The 17,336-nt window shown below is 49.7% G+C and carries 17 protein-coding genes; 6 read left to right on the top strand and 11 right to left on the bottom strand.

What is annotated here, in order from left to right; translation table 11 throughout:
• The 7 genes from HYT77_08930 to HYT77_08960 form a co-directional block, all read right to left on the bottom strand.
• The coding region (locus tag HYT77_08930) for a hypothetical protein (protein ID MBI2068118.1) at positions 1-1,101 on the bottom strand (1,101 nt) is incomplete at its 3' end.
• Positions 1,098-1,868, bottom strand: a complete 771-nt coding sequence (locus HYT77_08935) for a hypothetical protein (GenBank protein ID MBI2068119.1) — start codon at positions 1,866-1,868, stop codon at positions 1,098-1,100. The genes HYT77_08935 and HYT77_08930, both read right to left, overlap by 4 nt.
• A gap of 55 nt (positions 1,869-1,923) precedes the next feature.
• A complete protein-coding gene (locus HYT77_08940; protein MBI2068120.1) occupies positions 1,924-3,375 on the bottom strand; it encodes a hypothetical protein in 1,452 nt (483 codons plus the stop codon).
• Positions 3,368-3,895 carry a hypothetical protein gene (locus HYT77_08945; GenBank protein ID MBI2068121.1) on the bottom strand — a complete coding sequence of 176 codons (528 nt, stop codon included), beginning with the start codon at positions 3,893-3,895 and terminating at the stop codon, positions 3,368-3,370. Before HYT77_08945 ends, HYT77_08940 begins: the two co-directional genes overlap by 8 nt.
• A gap of 4 nt (positions 3,896-3,899) precedes the next feature.
• Complete coding sequence (locus HYT77_08950) at positions 3,900-4,466, bottom strand: helix-turn-helix domain-containing protein (protein ID MBI2068122.1); 567 nt, start codon at positions 4,464-4,466, stop codon at positions 3,900-3,902.
• Between the two features lie 218 nt (positions 4,467-4,684).
• Positions 4,685-5,992 (bottom strand): hypothetical protein, encoded by a 1,308-nt coding sequence (locus tag HYT77_08955; protein MBI2068123.1) that lies wholly within the window; start codon positions 5,990-5,992, stop codon positions 4,685-4,687.
• A complete protein-coding gene (locus HYT77_08960; protein ID MBI2068124.1) occupies positions 5,979-6,497 on the bottom strand; it encodes a hypothetical protein in 519 nt (172 codons plus the stop codon). The genes HYT77_08955 and HYT77_08960 overlap by 14 nt, the downstream gene beginning before the upstream one ends.
• Before the next feature lie 37 nt (positions 6,498-6,534).
• Here HYT77_08960 and HYT77_08965 point away from each other — a divergent pair, with 37 nt between their 5' ends.
• The 5 genes from HYT77_08965 (at position 6,535) to HYT77_08985 (ending at position 11,884) form a co-directional block, all read left to right on the top strand.
• Complete coding sequence (locus HYT77_08965; protein MBI2068125.1) at positions 6,535-9,210, top strand: PDZ domain-containing protein; 2,676 nt, start codon at positions 6,535-6,537, stop codon at positions 9,208-9,210.
• Between the two features lie 15 nt (positions 9,211-9,225).
• Complete coding sequence (locus HYT77_08970; GenBank protein ID MBI2068126.1) at positions 9,226-10,131, top strand: bifunctional riboflavin kinase/FAD synthetase; 906 nt, start codon at positions 9,226-9,228, stop codon at positions 10,129-10,131.
• The gene (gene aroE, locus HYT77_08975; GenBank protein MBI2068127.1) at positions 10,101-11,003 is read left to right on the top strand and encodes a shikimate dehydrogenase; all 903 of its coding nucleotides are present in this window, start codon (positions 10,101-10,103) and stop codon (positions 11,001-11,003) included. The genes HYT77_08970 and aroE overlap by 31 nt, the downstream gene beginning before the upstream one ends.
• Before the next feature lie 101 nt (positions 11,004-11,104).
• Positions 11,105-11,257 carry a prepilin-type N-terminal cleavage/methylation domain-containing protein gene (locus HYT77_08980; GenBank protein MBI2068128.1) on the top strand — a complete coding sequence of 51 codons (153 nt, stop codon included), beginning with the start codon at positions 11,105-11,107 and terminating at the stop codon, positions 11,255-11,257.
• 150 nt (positions 11,258-11,407) lie between these two features.
• On the top strand, positions 11,408-11,884 hold the full coding sequence (locus tag HYT77_08985) for a response regulator (GenBank protein ID MBI2068129.1): 477 nt from the start codon (positions 11,408-11,410) through the stop codon (positions 11,882-11,884).
• On the opposite strand, the gene pcrA is transcribed toward HYT77_08985, so the two are convergent.
• Positions 11,879-14,101: a DNA helicase PcrA gene (pcrA, locus tag HYT77_08990; GenBank protein MBI2068130.1), complete on the bottom strand. Its 2,223-nt coding sequence runs from the start codon at positions 14,099-14,101 to the stop codon at positions 11,879-11,881. The genes HYT77_08985 and pcrA overlap by 6 nt on opposite strands.
• 22 nt (positions 14,102-14,123) lie before the next feature.
• On the opposite strand from pcrA, the gene HYT77_08995 reads away from it, so the two are divergent.
• A complete protein-coding gene (locus HYT77_08995; protein MBI2068131.1) occupies positions 14,124-14,546 on the top strand; it encodes a rhodanese-like domain-containing protein in 423 nt (140 codons plus the stop codon).
• Positions 14,547-14,556: 10 nt separating this feature from the next.
• Here HYT77_08995 and lepB read toward each other — a convergent pair whose 3' ends face one another.
• From lepB to HYT77_09010, 3 genes are read right to left on the bottom strand one after another with little or no spacing between them, the layout of a single operon-like run.
• The gene (gene lepB / locus HYT77_09000) at positions 14,557-15,330 is read right to left on the bottom strand and encodes a signal peptidase I (protein MBI2068132.1); all 774 of its coding nucleotides are present in this window, start codon (positions 15,328-15,330) and stop codon (positions 14,557-14,559) included.
• A 2-nt stretch (positions 15,331-15,332) separates the two neighbouring features.
• On the bottom strand, positions 15,333-17,129 hold the full coding sequence (gene lepA, locus HYT77_09005) for an elongation factor 4 (protein MBI2068133.1): 1,797 nt from the start codon (positions 17,127-17,129) through the stop codon (positions 15,333-15,335).
• Positions 17,126-17,335 (bottom strand): ribbon-helix-helix domain-containing protein, encoded by a 210-nt coding sequence (locus tag HYT77_09010; protein MBI2068134.1) that lies wholly within the window; start codon positions 17,333-17,335, stop codon positions 17,126-17,128. Before HYT77_09010 ends, lepA begins: the two co-directional genes overlap by 4 nt.
• Position 17,336: the final 1 nt, after the last annotated feature.

Raw genomic sequence — 17,336 nt, forward strand, 5'->3', positions numbered from 1 at the left:
CGGTTGATAACACCACTGCTTTCCCTGACCTCTCTCGCAGGCCTCACATAGTTTGGGACAATCCCCATCATACCGGCACTCCCCTTCTGCCAGAGGAAGGCACCGGCGTAACTCCAGATCACACTTAAACCGATCCTTGCAGTCACTCATTAGGAGGCAATCAACACAGATACCTTTTTCGATATCACAGAGTGGTTTGTCGGTTTGGCAATTTTCACAAGCCGCCGTACAATCCTCTGCCGTTCCGCACTGGAACGAATCGATTTTTCCTTTCACTAAAATATCTTTTTTGGCTGCCTTAAGCGGCCTAACCACTTCAAGCTCTTCACGTCGAATCTCCAAGCTATCACAATCTTTTTTGAACTTCTCCTCCAGGGTGGCGCAATCATAAAGGGTGAGAGAAAAGGAATATCTCCCCTCCTCTCGAAAAAACGGCTGATCACTCTCCAGGTAGCCACCCGACAAGAGGTAAAAAGGAGATAGTGATTCAAAAATTTCTCCCTGCCCCACAACTTTTTTCAGAATCTGATCACCGGATGTCTGAATCCCCTTTTTAGCACGTGAGACCATGAGGACTCCGACAAACGGCTCATCGGAGTAATGGACAGAATAAAATCCACCCTCCATCGGCTCACCACGACGATACTCCTTTTTAGGAATATGAATCTCAAGCTTAAGCCCCTTCACGGAAGATGGTTTTTTGGCAATCCCCTTGAATCCCTCCCGACCTTGATCCCCCTCTTTTCTAAAAAGGACGTTAAAGACAGGTCCCTTACACTTTTGTAAAACATCATGATACCAGATCGCCGAACGGCTTGCAGAAGGGTCAAATTGACAAGTGACCTCCTCCTCTAAAGAAAAATGAAGCTTCACCTGACAGATCTTTTCTTTCTTGCCTGTGATTTCAAGATTCGCCTTGGCGGTCGTCTCAAGAAGGCCCAAATGAAACGGGTAGGTCGCCGGCGTACAATGTTGAATCGCCTTCTCGATACAATCATACTCCTTACAGGCGATCGGACCCTCTTGCACTTGACCTAAAAGAAGCGACTCCGCGCCAGCAAAAAACAACAGAGTCAGAATCGTAAGAAGCGGTCGGGTCACTGAATTTTTTCAAGGGTCGTTCGGCTGGTCGTCTCTTTCTTGACCGGGGCCGGCATGTAATCCTTGGAGAAACCTTTCATGCATTTGTAAAGATACTCCTCCTGGACATACTGGCATCTATAGTCTTTCTTACAATTGACCTGAAAATCACAATCGACACACGTACTTGTCTTGGGACTGCAATGCTGTTTTCCACCCGGGCATCCCTCACAACTTTTTACACAATCCTTGTCGCTCTCACAATCCAGTCTCTGCGTGACAAACACCGTCTTGTTTACATCCTTCAATGGTTTTAGCATCCGGATATCATCAAACGTCAGGGTCGGATCAAAACACTTTTTCTTGGACTGCCTTTCCACAGAATCACAATCGTAGAGAGCCAAATAGTAACTGTAGGAGCCTTCTTCAGAAAACGAATCGAGGAACATCTCGGTTTTTTCTGGCCCAACAGAGAACGCCTTAAAACGACGGTTCAGGAGAGATCCCTGCCCTTCACGAATCACCCCCTGCAAAAAGGAATCTTCCTCTCCATACCGTCCGCGGTTGTGGGCACGCACCGAGTAGAGTATCAACCCCTCAAACGATTTGCCGGTATATTGAAAGGTATACTCTCCCCCCTCAAACGGTTCTCCTGCCTTATAGGACTGTTTTTCTGGAACCCGAATCTCCAGACTGACTTGATATCCCCTCTCGGGCGCCTTTGGCATCGTGGCACAGGCCCCCAAAACAGAGAGCGAAGACAGAAAAAGAAGATGAACTTTTTTCATAGAGCCCCCCTTGAAAGCGATGAGGGTCCAAAAGTGCCTCTTTTTTACATTCTAATCAATCCTTTTTCTTTCGTCCAAGAAGCTCTCTCCACTCAGCCTCTTTCATCCATGAATAATCGTTGGGGCAAAAATAAGGACCGATCTCTTGAGACTCAAACGTGATGTTATGAAATTCGATGCCTGAACCGTAGGACTCTGCCTTGATCACAAGATTATTCAGATCCTTCCCCTTCCAGATCGTTTGACGCTGTTTTCCGCGAGAATAGGTCGACCAGTAAACCTCACATCTCTCAGTCGCCTGACCATCGATCGATTCCCCCGTCTCACAGATCTCACTCATCCCGGGAAACTCATGAAACAGACCGTAGGTCGGATAGTGATTCTGTAGTTCAACACAGGCCTTCTCCTCATCCACCGGCATCCGGATCCAGTTGTTTTCGGTATCGAGTCCCCAAATCTGCCTGCCCTGATCCGTTTCCAATTCAAAGCGGGCCCAACGGTCGCCAACAAATGCCTTGCCTGAAAGAGTTGTTCCGCTTTGTAAAAATTGAACCTCGGCCGTAAAGGGACGGTAACGCCTCCTCCGTGTTGCTTGAAAGGAATTTATATAAACCGTCTTTTGAGTCACCTTCCCCTCTTCGATACGGATCGAAATCTGAAGTTCTTTCTCCCCCACTGTCTTGATCCGGGGATTTTGAAGATAAACGGAATAAGATCCAGGCTTAAGATCCATTTGAATCCGGCTGGAAGAACCTTTTCTCCCCTTCTCGTTCACCCTTCCGTCGAGCGGTTCGGACGAGAGACAGGTTTTATAGCCCGGCATCGGTTCAAACGGAACGCAGCCTCCCGCCGGCCCAAGAATTTCATAGTCAACGACCACCGGTTTTCCCTCGGAGCTCATCACTTTAAGTGAAAGGGTGCCGTTTTTGAGAACTTTCGATTCCTTATTCTTCTGATCCATTTTGAGGGCGTCATCCGGAGGAGGATTCTTTTTAATCCAAAGATATCTTGCCACCCCTTCACTGCTTGGAACCACTTGAACAGTCATATTTCCCAAATCTTTAAGAAAATAGATCCCCTTATCGCCTGGTTTATGAATCTCACTTTCTCGATAGTTTTCAAAGCAGCGTTCCACCTTGGGATTGATTTTGATTGTTTTTAATCCGGGAATTTCAGAATCCACCTCTTCTTCTTTGATAAGGCGATCCAGTTTACTGTAGTCATATTCGTAAAAGACCAGCTTGAGGTAGACAGCCTTAACCCCCGGCTTCAGCGTCCCCATCACCTTGAGCGGGGCCTGATACCGTTTCTCATCATAACATTCCGTTTTCTTGACACGGCCCATTTTCTCGACCGGCGACCCTATCTCCCCCTCAACCACGAGATCCGCCTTCTCCATAAAATCCTTCTCCTGTTTTTCCCAATAGTCCGGGGGGGGTGGTGCTTCGAGGGCCAAGAGAGATGAACTCAAAAGTAAAAAGAGAACGGAGAGATTTTTCCTATTCATGCTGACCTTCTTTCTTCGAAAATAATTCCTCAATCAAAAATTTGGCCTTGGCTGGAATCTGCCCCGCCGGATAGTATTGACCCACAATTTTAAAGACCTGTTCTGGTTTAGTCAGATCGAGATAGCGGAGAAGAAAAATAAGATCATCCCGATCATGGGTATCAAATCGGGCAGAGACACATTTCATAGCAAGGAGATATTGGGCTTTTGGAGCCCAGACACGCAAATTCGAAAATTCCAAGACAACCTCACGCGGGGGGTCAACATGAAAATACACCTTGGCAGCATCATTGAGCCAGTCTTCATCAAGACCAAATTTTTTGGCAACCCGCTTGCTTGCCTCGCGAATTTCCTTGGTCGGCTCAAAAATTCCATCAATATCCTTGGTTGACCGCCGCGCCTGAAAAACAAGACACATGACAGCACCACCACAAATCCCGACCTCCCCCTTGACCCCTTTTTCTTTGAACTCTTCATTTAAGGCCTTAAAAAGTTTCTTAATGAGAGGAGTTGTCAACATCGTTTTAGACCCTGTCCAAGAAATTCCCCAGGACGAAAATGTTTCTTTTTCTAAAAAAAACCGGACTCTCCACGAGGGCCGATGCCTTGAGGCTTTCTACTCCAGACACAAACCAGGGCTCAGTCAGTGGAACAACCATCTCAATCCAATCAGGCGGAGGGAGTTCGAGCTCTGCACAAAGCGCCTCCACAGTGGAGGCCAGGAGCGCCTTGATTTTTGGAGCTGTTTTTGAGGCAGGCATTTCCTCAATATAGCGCGGGTCACGCTTTTTTCGAAAGGTATCGACAAACTGGGGAATCCATCCTCTCCAGGACTCTTCCCCCTCCTCCAAGATCCACTCGGAGATAATCGCAATCGACTCCGGTGGTTGGTAAAAAAATCTGTTTAAGCATCCTTGAACAGCATGCACGGGATAACCGATCGCCGAAGCCACCTTTTGCAACGTTGAGATTTGAGGATCATGCCGGTCCGACTCCAATAGTTGAACTGACCGAAAAGAGATCCCCGCTTGCCTCGCCAAATTTCTCTGAGAAAGTCCTTTTATATTTCTTAAAAATGTTATTGATTTCATTATGCAAATTATAAACTGACTTAATATAATATGTCAATATAACATTGCGATGCGTAACGAGATACTAGTGTAGTGTCTCCAACACTTCTATACAGTACTGTTTCAGAAACTTCTTTAAACAAGGCGCCCGTGAATGAGCGACCGGAGCGTACTTCGTGGTACGTGAGGATCGCGAGTGAACGGGCAACGCCGTGTAAAGAAGTTTATGAGACAGTACACTAGCGGATCAGGCTACAGCCAGAGCCCTCACCCGCAGAGTCTTCGGTAGAATCATCCGTGCCATCGGTTCCGCTCGTCGTCGCCCCTTTGGTCGTAACGATCGTTGTCGTTGCATCGGTTCCGGCAGATATCGTCTGGCCGGCCGAGGAGCAGGAAAAGGTACCCAGAACAGTCTTCTCCTGAAAACCGCTTTGTGGGGGATCACACGGTTCAATGCTCGACCCTCCCGTAAAGGCACGGCTGATCTTTTCAACCGAGAGCGTATAATCAACCTCTGGAATTAAGCCATGGATGGAAAACCCCCCTTCGGGGGCATCACAGTTCGAATGGTCCCCCGTATAAAGTTGCCCTGAGACAAAACTGGTTGATTCAGCGAGAGGATTGTCGACCCGCCTCGCAACGACATTAACCCCCTGAAGCTCCGTTGTTTGATCTGCCTTGTAAACCGTCCCTTCCAGGGTGCAAAAACTTCGATCGAGATTCGACGACGGATAGAGGGAGGCGAGAGAGACAATATCATCATAGTGGGGAGTGCTCTGTGCCTCCCCGTCAATCAAAATGGGAAACATCGTCGGAATCCCGTCAAGTTCCGAGCCGTCCCCTGAAAGCGCCTTGAGGGCGGAGGAGAGATTCACCTGGGAGTGATCCAATCCAAGAAAATGCCCGATCTCATGAAAAATGACCCCCTTATAAGAATTGAGCGAGACCTCCGGGCTCTGACAATCATCAGTTGCGGAGGCCTCTTCAGGACAGTCAATAAAAATACCATTCAAGACCGCCTGTCCCTCAACGATCACCTGAATTCCATCGACCTCATCAAGGACACGGGGACCGGCAAAACCGAGCACACTCTTTTTTGCTCCCTGTCCCTGTATCAGATCGGTGATCGAGCCGTCCGTGTCAAAAATAACCGGACTCGCCCCCGATTTGGCAGAGCCCAGGACAAAAGGGGGATCTTCGCCGGAACAGCTCTCGGAGGGAGGACAATAGGTAAAGTGATCGTCCACATTAGAGGCGCTAACCGAACCAAGCCCCTCTCCCTCGACCACAGAGAAGTTAGCAACGGAGATGCCGTCAATCGTCACCTCCTGCCAGTCAGAAAAAAGACCGCGCAGGAGATCAAGCGCCTCTTCGTTGGAAAGGCGCCCCAGCCCCCCCTCATCCCCCGTCTCAGGATTATACCGGACCATCTGATCCTTCCAGACAATCGCCCTCCCTGTCTTCTCCGTATCAACCAGGATAGGCCCCGCCCCGTTCAAAAGGGAGGCAAGCAAGAAGAAAAAAAATAGTTTTTTAATCCTCCCCATGAGAAACCCTTCTCCTCAGATCTCTCAAAAGAGACTCCAGGTCGAGATCCCCTATCTCTCTTCTCAAATGAGCGAAGGGGGTCAGAACGACCTTAAGACCGTTTGAATCGGTCTGAATAACAAAACGCCCCTGTCCCAATCCAATCGCCGACGTAAAACCGTATTCGCTTTCGGGATATAAAAAGAGAAGGGCCTCTTCCCCCTCCTGACACCCCCCCTTCTGGCCTGCCCCGAATTGCTTGATCAGGACACTCTCTCCTTCTGCCACACCCCGAACAGGGTGGGTCACCTGAAACCGACACCAAAGGGAGGGGAAACCTCTCTGGTCAAGCTCTGGCGACGCCTCCAGGCATCTACCAACAAAAATCTTGTCCGACTGTTTAATAAGATTATCAAGGTTGAGAGGGATCGCTATCCCCCCAAAAACGGCGGAGGCCCACAATAATAGAATTATAACCCCCCGAAACATGGGGAGGATTTTACCGCTATTTGATAGAACTTTCACCTTGAAAAACATCGCCCCTCCAGTATGAGATGGAACCATGAACAGGCGATGGCTCTATCTATTTATAGTGCCTTTTTTTCTCCTTATTCTCTTTGCTGTTGCTAGGAAAATTCCGGCCCCTGCCGATTCAGAAATCTCCCAGGTGGACGCCCCGATCTTGGGGCGAACCCTTCACCATATTGAACGAAATTATGTCGATCACGACCTCATCAGCCCGCTCAAACTGCTCGACAGCGCCTTAAAAGAGCTTGAAATCACAATTTCCCCGTTTCTAGCACGTGTCGAAGAGAGTGGAATTTTTCTCAAATACGCCAACAAAAGCGGCAAGATTCCAGTCCCCTCCCCACTTTCCATGGACGATCTCCATCTCCTGCTTCGGAAAACCTTGGGCTTTCTGAATGTCAACTACAAGGGGCAGTTAACACTGAAGGAGATTGAATATGCCGCCGCCCGGGGGCTCACCAATGGACTCGACGTCCACTCCACCTTCCTTCCCCCAAAGATGTATCAGGAATTCAGAATCAGCACGAAGGGAAGGTTTGGCGGATTGGGGATCGTTATCGGTATTCGGGAAGGGCATCTGACCGTCATTTCCCCCCTCGAGGATACTCCCGCCTGGAAGGGCGGCATTCAGGCCTCCGACAGGATTATCCAGATCAACGAAGAGCCAACAATCAACATGTCACTGACCGAAGCGGTTGAGAAATTGCGGGGACCGATCGGAAGCAAGGTGACCATCCTTGTGGAACGGACCGGGCAGGCGACCCCACAAAAGTTTACGCTGAAAAGAGACCTGATCGAAATCCATTCAGTCGCCGGCCGCTTTATCAAGGAGGGGGATGTTGGGCTGATGAAGATAAAAAATTTTCAGGAAGATACGGTCCCCTCTTTTGAGCGCCTGCTTCACAAAATGCAAAAGGAAAACCCGACAATGAAGGGACTCATCCTCGACCTGCGCAACAACCCGGGAGGCCTTTTGGATCAGGCCGTTGAGCTTGCGGACCGTTTTCTCTCCCACGGAACTATCGTCAAGACCGTGGGGCCTGAGATCAGTGAGAATGAAGAGGCTGAGGAAGGGGATATGGCCGAAAAGATTCCCTTGGTGGTCCTGGTCAATGAAGGCAGTGCCTCCGCCTCCGAGATTATCGCCGGGACCTTTCAAAATAATGATCGTGCCCTGACTCTCGGGGCTCGAACCTTCGGCAAGGGGACTGTACAAACCATCTACGACCTCCGGGATGACTCAGCGCTGAAACTGACAATCGCCAAATATCTTACGGCAGGCGATCGTGAGGTTCAATCGATCGGCATCCTCCCTGATATCGAGCTTTTGCCAGTTGTTGTTGGTAAGGAACAAATCAACTACTACGAGGACCCCGTCAAACGCGAAGGGGAACGGACCGATTTTCCAATGGCGAGTCTCCGGCTCCGCTATCTAAAGCCCGTCAAGGAGAAGAAAGAGACCGACGATGACGAGTCCTACAAGATCGGTCTGGAGGAAGACTTCCCGATTCTGCTTGCTCAAGAGCTGTTGCAACTTCCACAGGAAGTCACAGCGCTAAAGTCATCCTGGCTTCAAAAAGTCTCCCCCCTTGTTAACAACCTGCGCCAGCAGCAGTTGTCCCTCATTGAAGAGGCCCTTCAGACAAGAAAAATTGACTGGGGATTATCTGAGGCAAAAGGGGATCCCTCCTTAAGTGCTAAAATAAACCTCAAAGACAAAGACGGGATTGAAAAGAAATCCTTTCGACCAGGTGATGAAGGACGTTTAGTGATGACTGTCGAGAATAAGGGGGACGGCACTTTTTACCAGTTAGGGACCGTCAGCGAATCGGAGGATCCGCTTTTTGATGGGCTGGAATTCCTCTTTGGACGCCTGGCGCCAGGTGAGCAAAAACAGTGGGAGGTCCCTATCAAAATCCCCGAGTCCTCCCTACCACGCAGCGAACCGATCCATTTCCGCTTTGAAGAAGGTTATGGGCGCGTCCCCAAATCGATTGCCCTCAACCTCCATATTGAGGAGATTCCCCATCCGATATTTGCCTATCAGTATGAAATCCGGGACGGTAATCTTCCGGGTACCCAGGGAAACCGGAACGGCCGCCCCGATCCGGGAGAGACCGTTGCGATCCGTCTGCAAATACAAAATCTCGGGGAAGGTAAAAGTATAGAACCTGTCGTTAACATCAAAAATCTCGGCGGCACTGAGGTTTTTATCGAGAAGGGGCGCGCCCTCTTAAAGACGCTCGCTCCTCACAAGAGAGACGAAGCCACTCTGATGATCCATATTGCCAGGAAGTTCAACGAGAAAAACCCGAAAGTCTCGCTCGCCCTCTCCGTTTCAGACAAGTTCCAGTCTCACGAGCTGGAGGACCGGCTTAAATTCCCACTCACACCCAAAGAGGCATTAGTTCCTTCCACCGGAGAATGGCAGATCCCTCCCCTCTTGGGCATCTCTTCCATGCCACTCCGCGTTGAAAAAAAATCGTATCTCCTCGAGGGACTTGCCTCTGATGATAAGAAGGTTCAACACTTCTTTGTGTTTGTGGGAGCGACCAAAGAAATTTATCTTTCCCCCCTTCAACAAGACCCCCATTCCTTTCCTTTCAAAACGAAACTTAAACTCAAGGAGGGGATGAATGTGATCACCGCCGTCGCCCAGGATGACAGGGAGTTGACGACAAGACGTCGATGGATCGTCTGGCGAGATTAAAAAGGGCGTGTCAATATGCCAAGAAAAAACATTGTCACCCTCGGTGTTTTTGACGGTATTCACCGAGGGCACCAGCACCTCTTACAGACCGTTATCAATAGAGCCAAAAGGAGAGGGGCCGTTCCGGTTGTCTATACCTTTAATCCCCACCCGGCACACATCCTCGTGCCGAAAGCCTGCCCCCCCATGATTATGACGATGAGGCAAAGACTGGACTTCCTAAAAAAGCTTGGGATCAAAAAGGTTGTTGTTCAAAAATTCACGCGGCGATTCGCCCGACTTTCACCGGAGTCCTTCTTCGAGAAGATCCTTCAAAAAAAACTGCGAGCAAGCGAGATCGTGATTGGTTATAATTTCACGTTTGGTTATCATCGGAGGGGTACCGCCGAACTCCTGGAAAAAATGGGAGAGGAAAGAGGTGTAACAGTAACAGTGGCCCCCCCTTTTCTTTTTGGAGAGACGCTTGTTTCAAGCACACGGATCCGAGAGTTTCTTCGCGACAGCAAAATTGGAGAGGCCTCTGATCTTCTGGGACACCCCTACGCCCTCACCGGGACAGTTGTTCGGGGGCGCGGAATCGGAGGCAAGGTGCTAAATCTTCATACGGCCAACTTAAAGCCGGAGAATGACTCGATACTGCCAATCGGCGTTTATGCGACCCGAACGACGATCAACGAAAAAAAGTTTGACAGTGTTACTAATATCGGACCCAATCCGACCTTTGGGGAGGGACCGGTCTCACTTGAGACGCATCTGTTCCATTTTTCAAAAAATATCGTGGGCAAGAAGATTCAGGTGGAGTTTATCAAAAAGATCCGGGAGGAGATCCGCTTCCCAAACCCGCGGGAATTGATGGCACAAATACAGAAAGATATACAGACCGCAAAACAATGCCTCCAAAAAAATCGACATGGAAAATAGCAGGGGTCATCGGCGATCCGATTGACCACTCCCTCTCCCCGCATTTCCAGAATGCCCTCTTCACTTCATGCGGCCTTAAGGTCTTGTACCTCCCCTTTCTTGTAAAACCGGAACATCTTGGAAAGTTTCTGAAACAGGCAAAAGAGAGCCGCTTTCTTGGCTTAAATATCACTATTCCCCACAAGGAAACGATCTTAAAGTACCTTGACCAAATCGATGAGACGGCTCTCAAAATCGGGGCGGTCAATACGGTGGTCTTTCGACGAGGCCTCTTGGTCGGTTACAACACAGATGCCCCCGGCTATGTTCAATCTCTCAAAAACGAAACAGGTTTTGTCCCCAAAAACAAAACGGTGCTCCTCCTTGGGGCCGGTGGAGCAGCAAGAGCCATTCTGTATATCCTTGCGCAACAAGGGGCCTATCAAATTTATCTGGCGAACAGAACCGTCTCAAAGGCCGTTTTACTTGCCAAACGGTTTAAACGCTTTTTTCCAAAAACAGCCATGGAGCCTCTTCCTCTCACAAGCCATTCCTTGTCGAAGATCCTCCCCTCCGTTGATCTCCTCGTCAATGCCACCTCCATCGGCATGGGAGGAACCCAAGGGACAAAAATACCTCTGGAGAGGCTCCCCCATCGGTCTGTTATTTCCGACCTTGTCTACCGACCTATACTGACGCCGCTGCTTTCCCAGGCAAAAAGGAGGGGGCTCAAAATTCACCCGGGATGGGGCCTCCTGCTATCCCAGGGTGCCTTAAGCTTTGAGCTCTGGACAGGCATCGTCCCAAGGCTTGATATCATGAAAAAAGCGCTTCTTGACGCCTTAGTCCTTCGATTCATAAATTCGGCGCCGAATTTATTTACTCAGGACTAGTGCTGAGCGAGTAATTTTGTTGATTTTTTTGGCTTTGTATATACGTCATAGTAATTACGAGTCGAAGTACTTAGGCGAAGCTTCATTAGAAGGAGCTCACCATGACCCACATAGATAAAAAATCCGGTTTCTCGTTGATCGAACTAATGGTCGTTGTTGCCCTCCTCTCGGTCGCAGCGGCCCTGCTTGTTCCCCGCTTCATGAAACACCAGCAGGAGATAAAAACCGAAGAGGCGGGCCAACCGTCAAAATAACAGCTGTAACTGAGTTTCTTTTCACCCCTCTTCTTGTAAAAGGGGGGGGGTGAAAATTAAAAAATATGTTTAATATCATAAGGATACATTTAACGCCTTGCGTTGTCCTAGAACAAAAAAAATGGCCCCCCGATTGCAACCTTGGCATTCATGATGGCGACCGAGGGAAATAAGAGCAGAGATTCGGAACCCCTCAAAAAGATTATCGTGGTCGACGACAATGAGGTGCTTTTGCGGGCATGGTCAAGACTTCTCGAGAATCATCGTTGCGACTGCTACACGACCACCGATCCACAAACGGCGCTTGATCTGATAGAGCTCGAAAAGGTGCAAGTACTGATCACGGATATTGTCATGCCTGAAATGGATGGTTTCGAACTGATCCGGAAGGCGGAACAGTTAAACCCGGATATTCGCATTATTTTGACAACCGGTTATCCCTGTGATTTCAGCCGGATTCGGCTCAATATGGATACGCCCAATATCCATGTCCTTCTCAAACCATATAACGATATCCGTGAGATCCGAAAGTTTGTCGATCGTGTCATCGAGGACGACGACACACTCGATACGGAGGATTCGTTCAAGAATCCGGATGATATCCAGATCCATCTCTGGAATCTATAGAACTTGTAACCCCGCGAACTTAACCATCAAGGTCTTCACCCGCCCATCCTGAAAATAGACCGTTACCTTTTGCTGCTCCCCCCTCCCCTCCTTCTTTTTGACAACACCAAGACCAAACGCGGGATGACGGACGCTCATACCGATTTTCATAAGAGAGGACTCATCCAGGAGCTGGGAATAGTCTTCCTCAAAAAAAATCTGTGAATCGACACGGACCGGTCGAGCCGGCTCTTCTGCTGCAGCCTTCTCAAGGAATTCGGATGGCACCTCATCTAAAAAACGGGAGGGGAGATTGAATTGATCTCCTCCAAACAGACGCCGTTTCAGCGCCTGTGTAAAATATATTTTTTCCTTTGCCCGCGTAATCCCGACATAGCAAAGCCGCCTTTCCTCCTCCAGATCTTCCGTCTCTTCGAGGGAACGACTATGAGGGAAAAGCCCCTCCTCCATTCCAACCAGAAAGATCACCGGAAATTCGAGCCCCTTGGAGAGGTGGAGCGTCATCAGGGGAACAGCTCCCTGAGAAGAATCATAGCGATCGGTCTCTTGAACAAGTGCCACCTGTTCCATGAACTCGGAGAGCGTCCCTCCATGGGATCTCTGAAAATCTTCCAGTACGTTGAGCAACTCCTGCAGGTTTTCAAGACGCCCCTCCGCCTCAACCGTCCCCTGTTTTTCCAGATCTTCCACAAGTCCCGACTCCTCCATCACCCTCTTGGCAAAAACAGCCACCTTTTCCTTGCCCAGAAACCCCTCCCACTGTTCAAAAAGCTTTCTGAATTTTTTCAAGCTCTCCTTTTGGGCCGACGGGAGCTTGGGAACCTGGTCCAAGGAGAAAAGCGTCTCATAAAGTGAAATTTCCCTCTGGACCGCAAACGCTTCGAGGACAGCAACCGTCTTCTTTCCAATACCGCGGGCCGGGGTATTGATAATCCGTTTAAGGCTCAAATTGTCTCTCGAATTCACCAGCAGTCGGAGATAGGCAAGGGTATCCTTGACTTCCGCGCGGTCGTAAAAACGAACTCCCCCAAAAATTGTGTAGGGGAGCTTGAGTCGCCGCAGTTCTTCTTCAAAGGTTCGTGACTGGGCATTCGTCCGATAGAATATGGCGAACTCCGACAGCCTTCTCTTCCCTTCGCGACAGAGCCGCTCAATCTCAGAAACAACGTAGCGGGCCTCATCTTTTTCATCCTGCGCCACATAGTGTGTGGCTCCCTCTCCCTCGGCGTTTTCAGTCCAGAGAGTTTTTTCTTTTCTGGCCAGATTGTTTGAGGCAACCCCGGAGGCAATCTTCAATATTTTTTGGGTCGACCGATAGTTCTGCTCAAGACGGATCACCTTGGCCCCGGAAAAATCTTTTTCAAAGGAAAGAATATTGTTAATATCTGCCCCACGCCAGGCGTAGATCGATTGGTCATCGTCCCCCACAACACACAAATTTCCGCTCTTGGCTGAAAGGAGGCGAATCAAGCGGTACTGCGCCTGATTGGTATCCTGATACTCATCCACAAGAATATATCGAAAGAGGTCCTGATAATAACTCAAAACTGACGGGTTTTGTTCAAAGAGCTCCACCGTCTTCATGAGGAGATCCCCAAAATCCATTGCATTGTTCTGCCGAAGCTTCTGCTGATACATTTGATAAATCTCCGCACGTCGCCTTTCGAGATAATCCGCCGAAAGCCCAATCGCCTTGTCGGGGCCGATCAGCTGGTTTTTCCAGTGGTCAATCCGAGAGAGAACACCGCGTGGCTGGAAGGCCCTTTCCTGGATCTGCAATTCCTCAAGGCAGTCCTTGACCATGTCAATTTGGTCGGCGTCATCGTAGATAACGAAATCCTTTGTGAATCCCAGTTTTTCAGCACTCTTCCTTAACATCTTGACACAGCTTGAATGAAACGTACTGATCCAGAGCTCGGTCTTTTTCCCCAGCAACGCCTGAACGCGATTTTTCATCTCCTCAGCCGCCTTATTGGTAAAGGTGACCGCGAGGATGTTCCAAGGCTGGACCTTTCGTTCTTGAATCAGGTGGAGGATCCGGTGCGTGATAACACGGGTCTTGCCGCTCCCCGCGCCGGCCAGAATAAGCAACGGCCCCTCTCCATGCTGGACCGCCTTCATCTGTTCGAAATTCAATTGCACAAAAGGGTCTCCTAGACAGATCGCTCCCCATATGACAAGAAGAAGATAATAAAATTGCCTTTTTAAATAATGCATTGAGTCAACCGAAGGAGGAACCGTGCCGATTCAGCAAACAACACCGGATAAAGCAAAGGAAATGCTCGATAAGGACCCCGAAGCGATTTACGTCGATGTCCGCTCCATCCCCGAGTTCACACAAGGACACCCGATCCGGGCGGTCAATATCCCGCTGCTTCATATGACAGGCGGCCAGATGGCCCCGAACGCTGAGTTTCCAAAAGTCGCCTCTGCCGTACTCCCCAAGGACAAGAGATTGCTGGTCGGTTGCAAGATGGGCGGGCGTTCACAAAAGGCGTGCGAGATCCTGGACCGTCTCGGTTTTACCAACCTCTATAACGTGCATGGCGGTTTTGGCGGAGCACCGGATCAGCTCGGTTGGAACGATTTGGGGTTGCCGGTCAGCACAGAAAACGGAGACGGCGTGAGCTATGAGTCTCTTTCCAAGAAGGCATTGAAATAGTCGATGCCTGCTATCGAATCCACTTCCCAAACCGCTGCCAGCGGAGACGGCCTGCCTCAAAGTCGAGTGAAAGCCAGATGAACATCGCCTTTCCCTTCACATTTTCGATGGGAACAAAGCCCCACTCGCGGGAATCCGAGGAATTGTCCCGATTATCCCCCATCACAAAAAGATGGTTCGGTGGGACCGTCAAAGTCCGATCGTCATAGGAGGGACTCGCTTCGTACTGAACGAGATAATGATGGCTTCCGTTGTTTTCCAAATAATAATTATAATCATCCCATCCCGGATGGTAGGGAATCGTCTCTATCCCTGACTCGGAAGCCGTGGCGTCGGGAACAACCTGAAGCAGTGAGGTATGCGGATTTTGTCCGGGCTTTATCGAAATCGCCTGTCGTTCCAGCTCCTGGCCATTGACAAAAACATTCTCCCCATCCATTCGAATCTGATCACCCGGAAGACCAACAACCCGCTTGATAAAATCTTTGCTCTCATCAATGGGGTAAATAAAGACAATCGCCTCCCCCCTTTCCGGGCTCTTGAAGTGAACAAGCTTTTTCTTGGTAAAGGGGATCCGGAGACCATAGACGAATTTGTTGACAAAAAGATGGTCTCCTACAAGCAGGGTTGGAATCATCGACCCGGATGGGATTTTGAACGCCTCGACCCCGAAAGAGCGGATAAAGAAAGCGATCAGAAGCGCCACGAGGAGGGATTCCGTGTATTCCCTCCATTTCGATTTCTTCTTCGGAATTTCTAGTTTAGCGGGTAAATCGGATTCCATTTTCAGTCAACCTTTAACACGTTGAAAAACGCCTCCGGTGGAATTTCCACACTCCCGACCTGTTTCATCCTTTTCTTACCGGCTTTTTGTTTCTCAAGCAACTTTCTCTTTCGGGTGATGTCGCCGCCGTAGCACTTGGCGGTGACATTTTTCCGGAGCGCACTGACACTCTCCCGGGCAATGATCCGGCTCCCGATTGCAGCCTGAATAGCGACTTCATACATCTGGCGAGGAATCTCTTTGCGCAATTTTTCGGCGATTTCCCGCCCCCGTTGATAGGCATTTTCGCGGTGGAGGATGATTGACAGGGCATCGACCATCTCTCCGTTCACGAGGATATTGAGGAGAATCAAATCGGAGGGGCGCCACTCCAGAATCTCATAATCAAAAGAGGCATAGCCTTGCGTGATCGATTTGAGACGGTCATAAAAATCGAACATGATTTCCATAAACGGAATCTCATAAACAAGAAGCACACGTTCCGGGCTCAAGTAGGTCATTTCAGTTTGTACCCCACGCCGGTCGACGCAAAGCTTGATAACGTTTCCCAAATATTCCGTGGGGAGCTGGATCTTGGCCCGAATGAACGGCTCCTGAATTTCGGCAATCTCCTGCTCCGGCGGAAGATCCTGAGGATTGTCGACCTCCAGCTGTTCCCCCCTGATTGTTTTCACACGAAAGGCAACGGTCGGGGCCGTGGTCACCAGAGCAAGCGAGTATTCGCGCCGAAGCCGCTCCCGGATAATATCCATATGCAGGAGGCCTAAAAATCCCAGCCTGAACCCAAACCCAAGCGCCTTCGAGGTTTCCGCTTCATAATGAAACGAGGCGTCGTTCAAATTCAGTTTTTCCAGCGCCATTTTGAGGGCCTCGTACTGAACTGTTTCGACCGGGTAAAATCCGGCAAAGACCACCGGCTTGACCTCCTTGAACCCGGGGAGGGGAGTGGAAGCCGGTCGGGAAGGCTCGGTGATCGTATCCCCGATCTTTGTTTCATGAACTGATTTGATCGTTGCCGTAAAAAAACCGACCTCTCCGGTTTCAAGCGCCTTGATCATTGTCGGGTGCGGCGAAAAAACGCCAAGCGTCTGTATCTCATAATCCCGCTCTGTTGCTATAAAACGGATCTTCATCCCGGGCGTCAACCGGCCGTCCACGACGCGAACAAGCACAACGACCCCCAGGTATTGGTCAAACCAGCTGTCAAAGAGGAGTGCCCGCAACGGTCCTTCCGGATTCCCCTTCGGAGGAGGGATTTTTTTTAAAATGCCCTCGAGGATCTCTGAGATGCCTGTGCCCGATTTTGCAGAGGCAAGGATCGCCTCCTTGGCGGAAATCCCCACAATCTCCTCGATCTGTCTCTTGACCTTCTCCGGGTTGGCAGTTGGGAGATCCATTTTATTGATAACCGGAAGAAGCTCTAGATTATTATCTGCCGCCAAATACGCATTCGCCAAGGTCTGCGCCTCGACCCCTTGAGCGGCATCAACAACCAAGAGGGCCCCCTCACAAGCGGCAAGGGACCGGGAGACCTCATAATGGAAATCAACATGCCCCGGCGTGTCGATCAAATTGAGCAGATAATCTTTTCCATCCTTCGCACGGTAGTGCAAACGAACGGTCTGGGCCTTGATCGTAATTCCGCGCTCCCGCTCAAGCTCCATCTTGTCCAAGAATTGATCTTTCTTTTCACGATCGGAAATCGCCCCGGTCAATTCAAGAATCCTGTCGGCAAGTGTCGACTTTCCATGGTCGACGTGGGCAATAATGGAGAAATTGCGGATAAGCTCTAAGGTCACATTGGAGACTTCCCATTAGTCCATGGGAATTGATCAAGAAAACTGATCTGGCCGGGAAGGGTCTGATTGTTCTTTTCAAGAACCAGATCGATTCCCTGGCGAATATATTCCGCAATCGGAACCTTCGTCTTCACATGGAGAAGCTTGAGCTTCTCATTCTGTTCCGGAGTGATATAGATCGTCGTGGTTACTTTCTTACGCGGCATC

Source organism: Deltaproteobacteria bacterium (assembly GCA_016180855.1).
Classification (GTDB): Bacteria; UBA10199; UBA10199; order JACPAL01; family JACPAL01; genus JACPAL01.

Bases quoted from the DNA above. Each gene is read 5' to 3' on its own strand.
- HYT77_08935 (MBI2068119.1), bottom strand. From the start codon at position 1,868: ATGAAAAAAGTTCATCTTCTTTTTCTGTCTTCGCTCTCTGTTTTGGGG.
- HYT77_08940 (MBI2068120.1), bottom strand. From the start codon at position 3,375: ATGAATAGGAAAAATCTCTCCGTTCTCTTTTTACTTTTGAGTTCATCT.
- HYT77_08945 (MBI2068121.1), bottom strand. From the start codon at position 3,895: ATGTTGACAACTCCTCTCATTAAGAAACTTTTTAAGGCCTTAAATGAA.
- HYT77_08950 (MBI2068122.1), bottom strand. From the start codon at position 4,466: ATGAAATCAATAACATTTTTAAGAAATATAAAAGGACTTTCTCAGAGA.
- HYT77_08955 (MBI2068123.1), bottom strand. From the start codon at position 5,992: ATGGGGAGGATTAAAAAACTATTTTTTTTCTTCTTGCTTGCCTCCCTT.
- HYT77_08965 (MBI2068125.1), top strand. From the start codon at position 6,535: ATGAACAGGCGATGGCTCTATCTATTTATAGTGCCTTTTTTTCTCCTT.
- HYT77_08970 (MBI2068126.1), top strand. From the start codon at position 9,226: ATGCCAAGAAAAAACATTGTCACCCTCGGTGTTTTTGACGGTATTCAC.
- aroE (MBI2068127.1), top strand. From the start codon at position 10,101: ATGCCTCCAAAAAAATCGACATGGAAAATAGCAGGGGTCATCGGCGAT.
- HYT77_08980 (MBI2068128.1), top strand. From the start codon at position 11,105: ATGACCCACATAGATAAAAAATCCGGTTTCTCGTTGATCGAACTAATG.
- HYT77_08985 (MBI2068129.1), top strand. From the start codon at position 11,408: ATGATGGCGACCGAGGGAAATAAGAGCAGAGATTCGGAACCCCTCAAA.
- pcrA (MBI2068130.1), bottom strand. From the start codon at position 14,101: ATGCATTATTTAAAAAGGCAATTTTATTATCTTCTTCTTGTCATATGG.
- lepB (MBI2068132.1), bottom strand. From the start codon at position 15,330: ATGGAATCCGATTTACCCGCTAAACTAGAAATTCCGAAGAAGAAATCG.
- HYT77_09010 (MBI2068134.1), bottom strand. From the start codon at position 17,335: ATGCCGCGTAAGAAAGTAACCACGACGATCTATATCACTCCGGAACAG.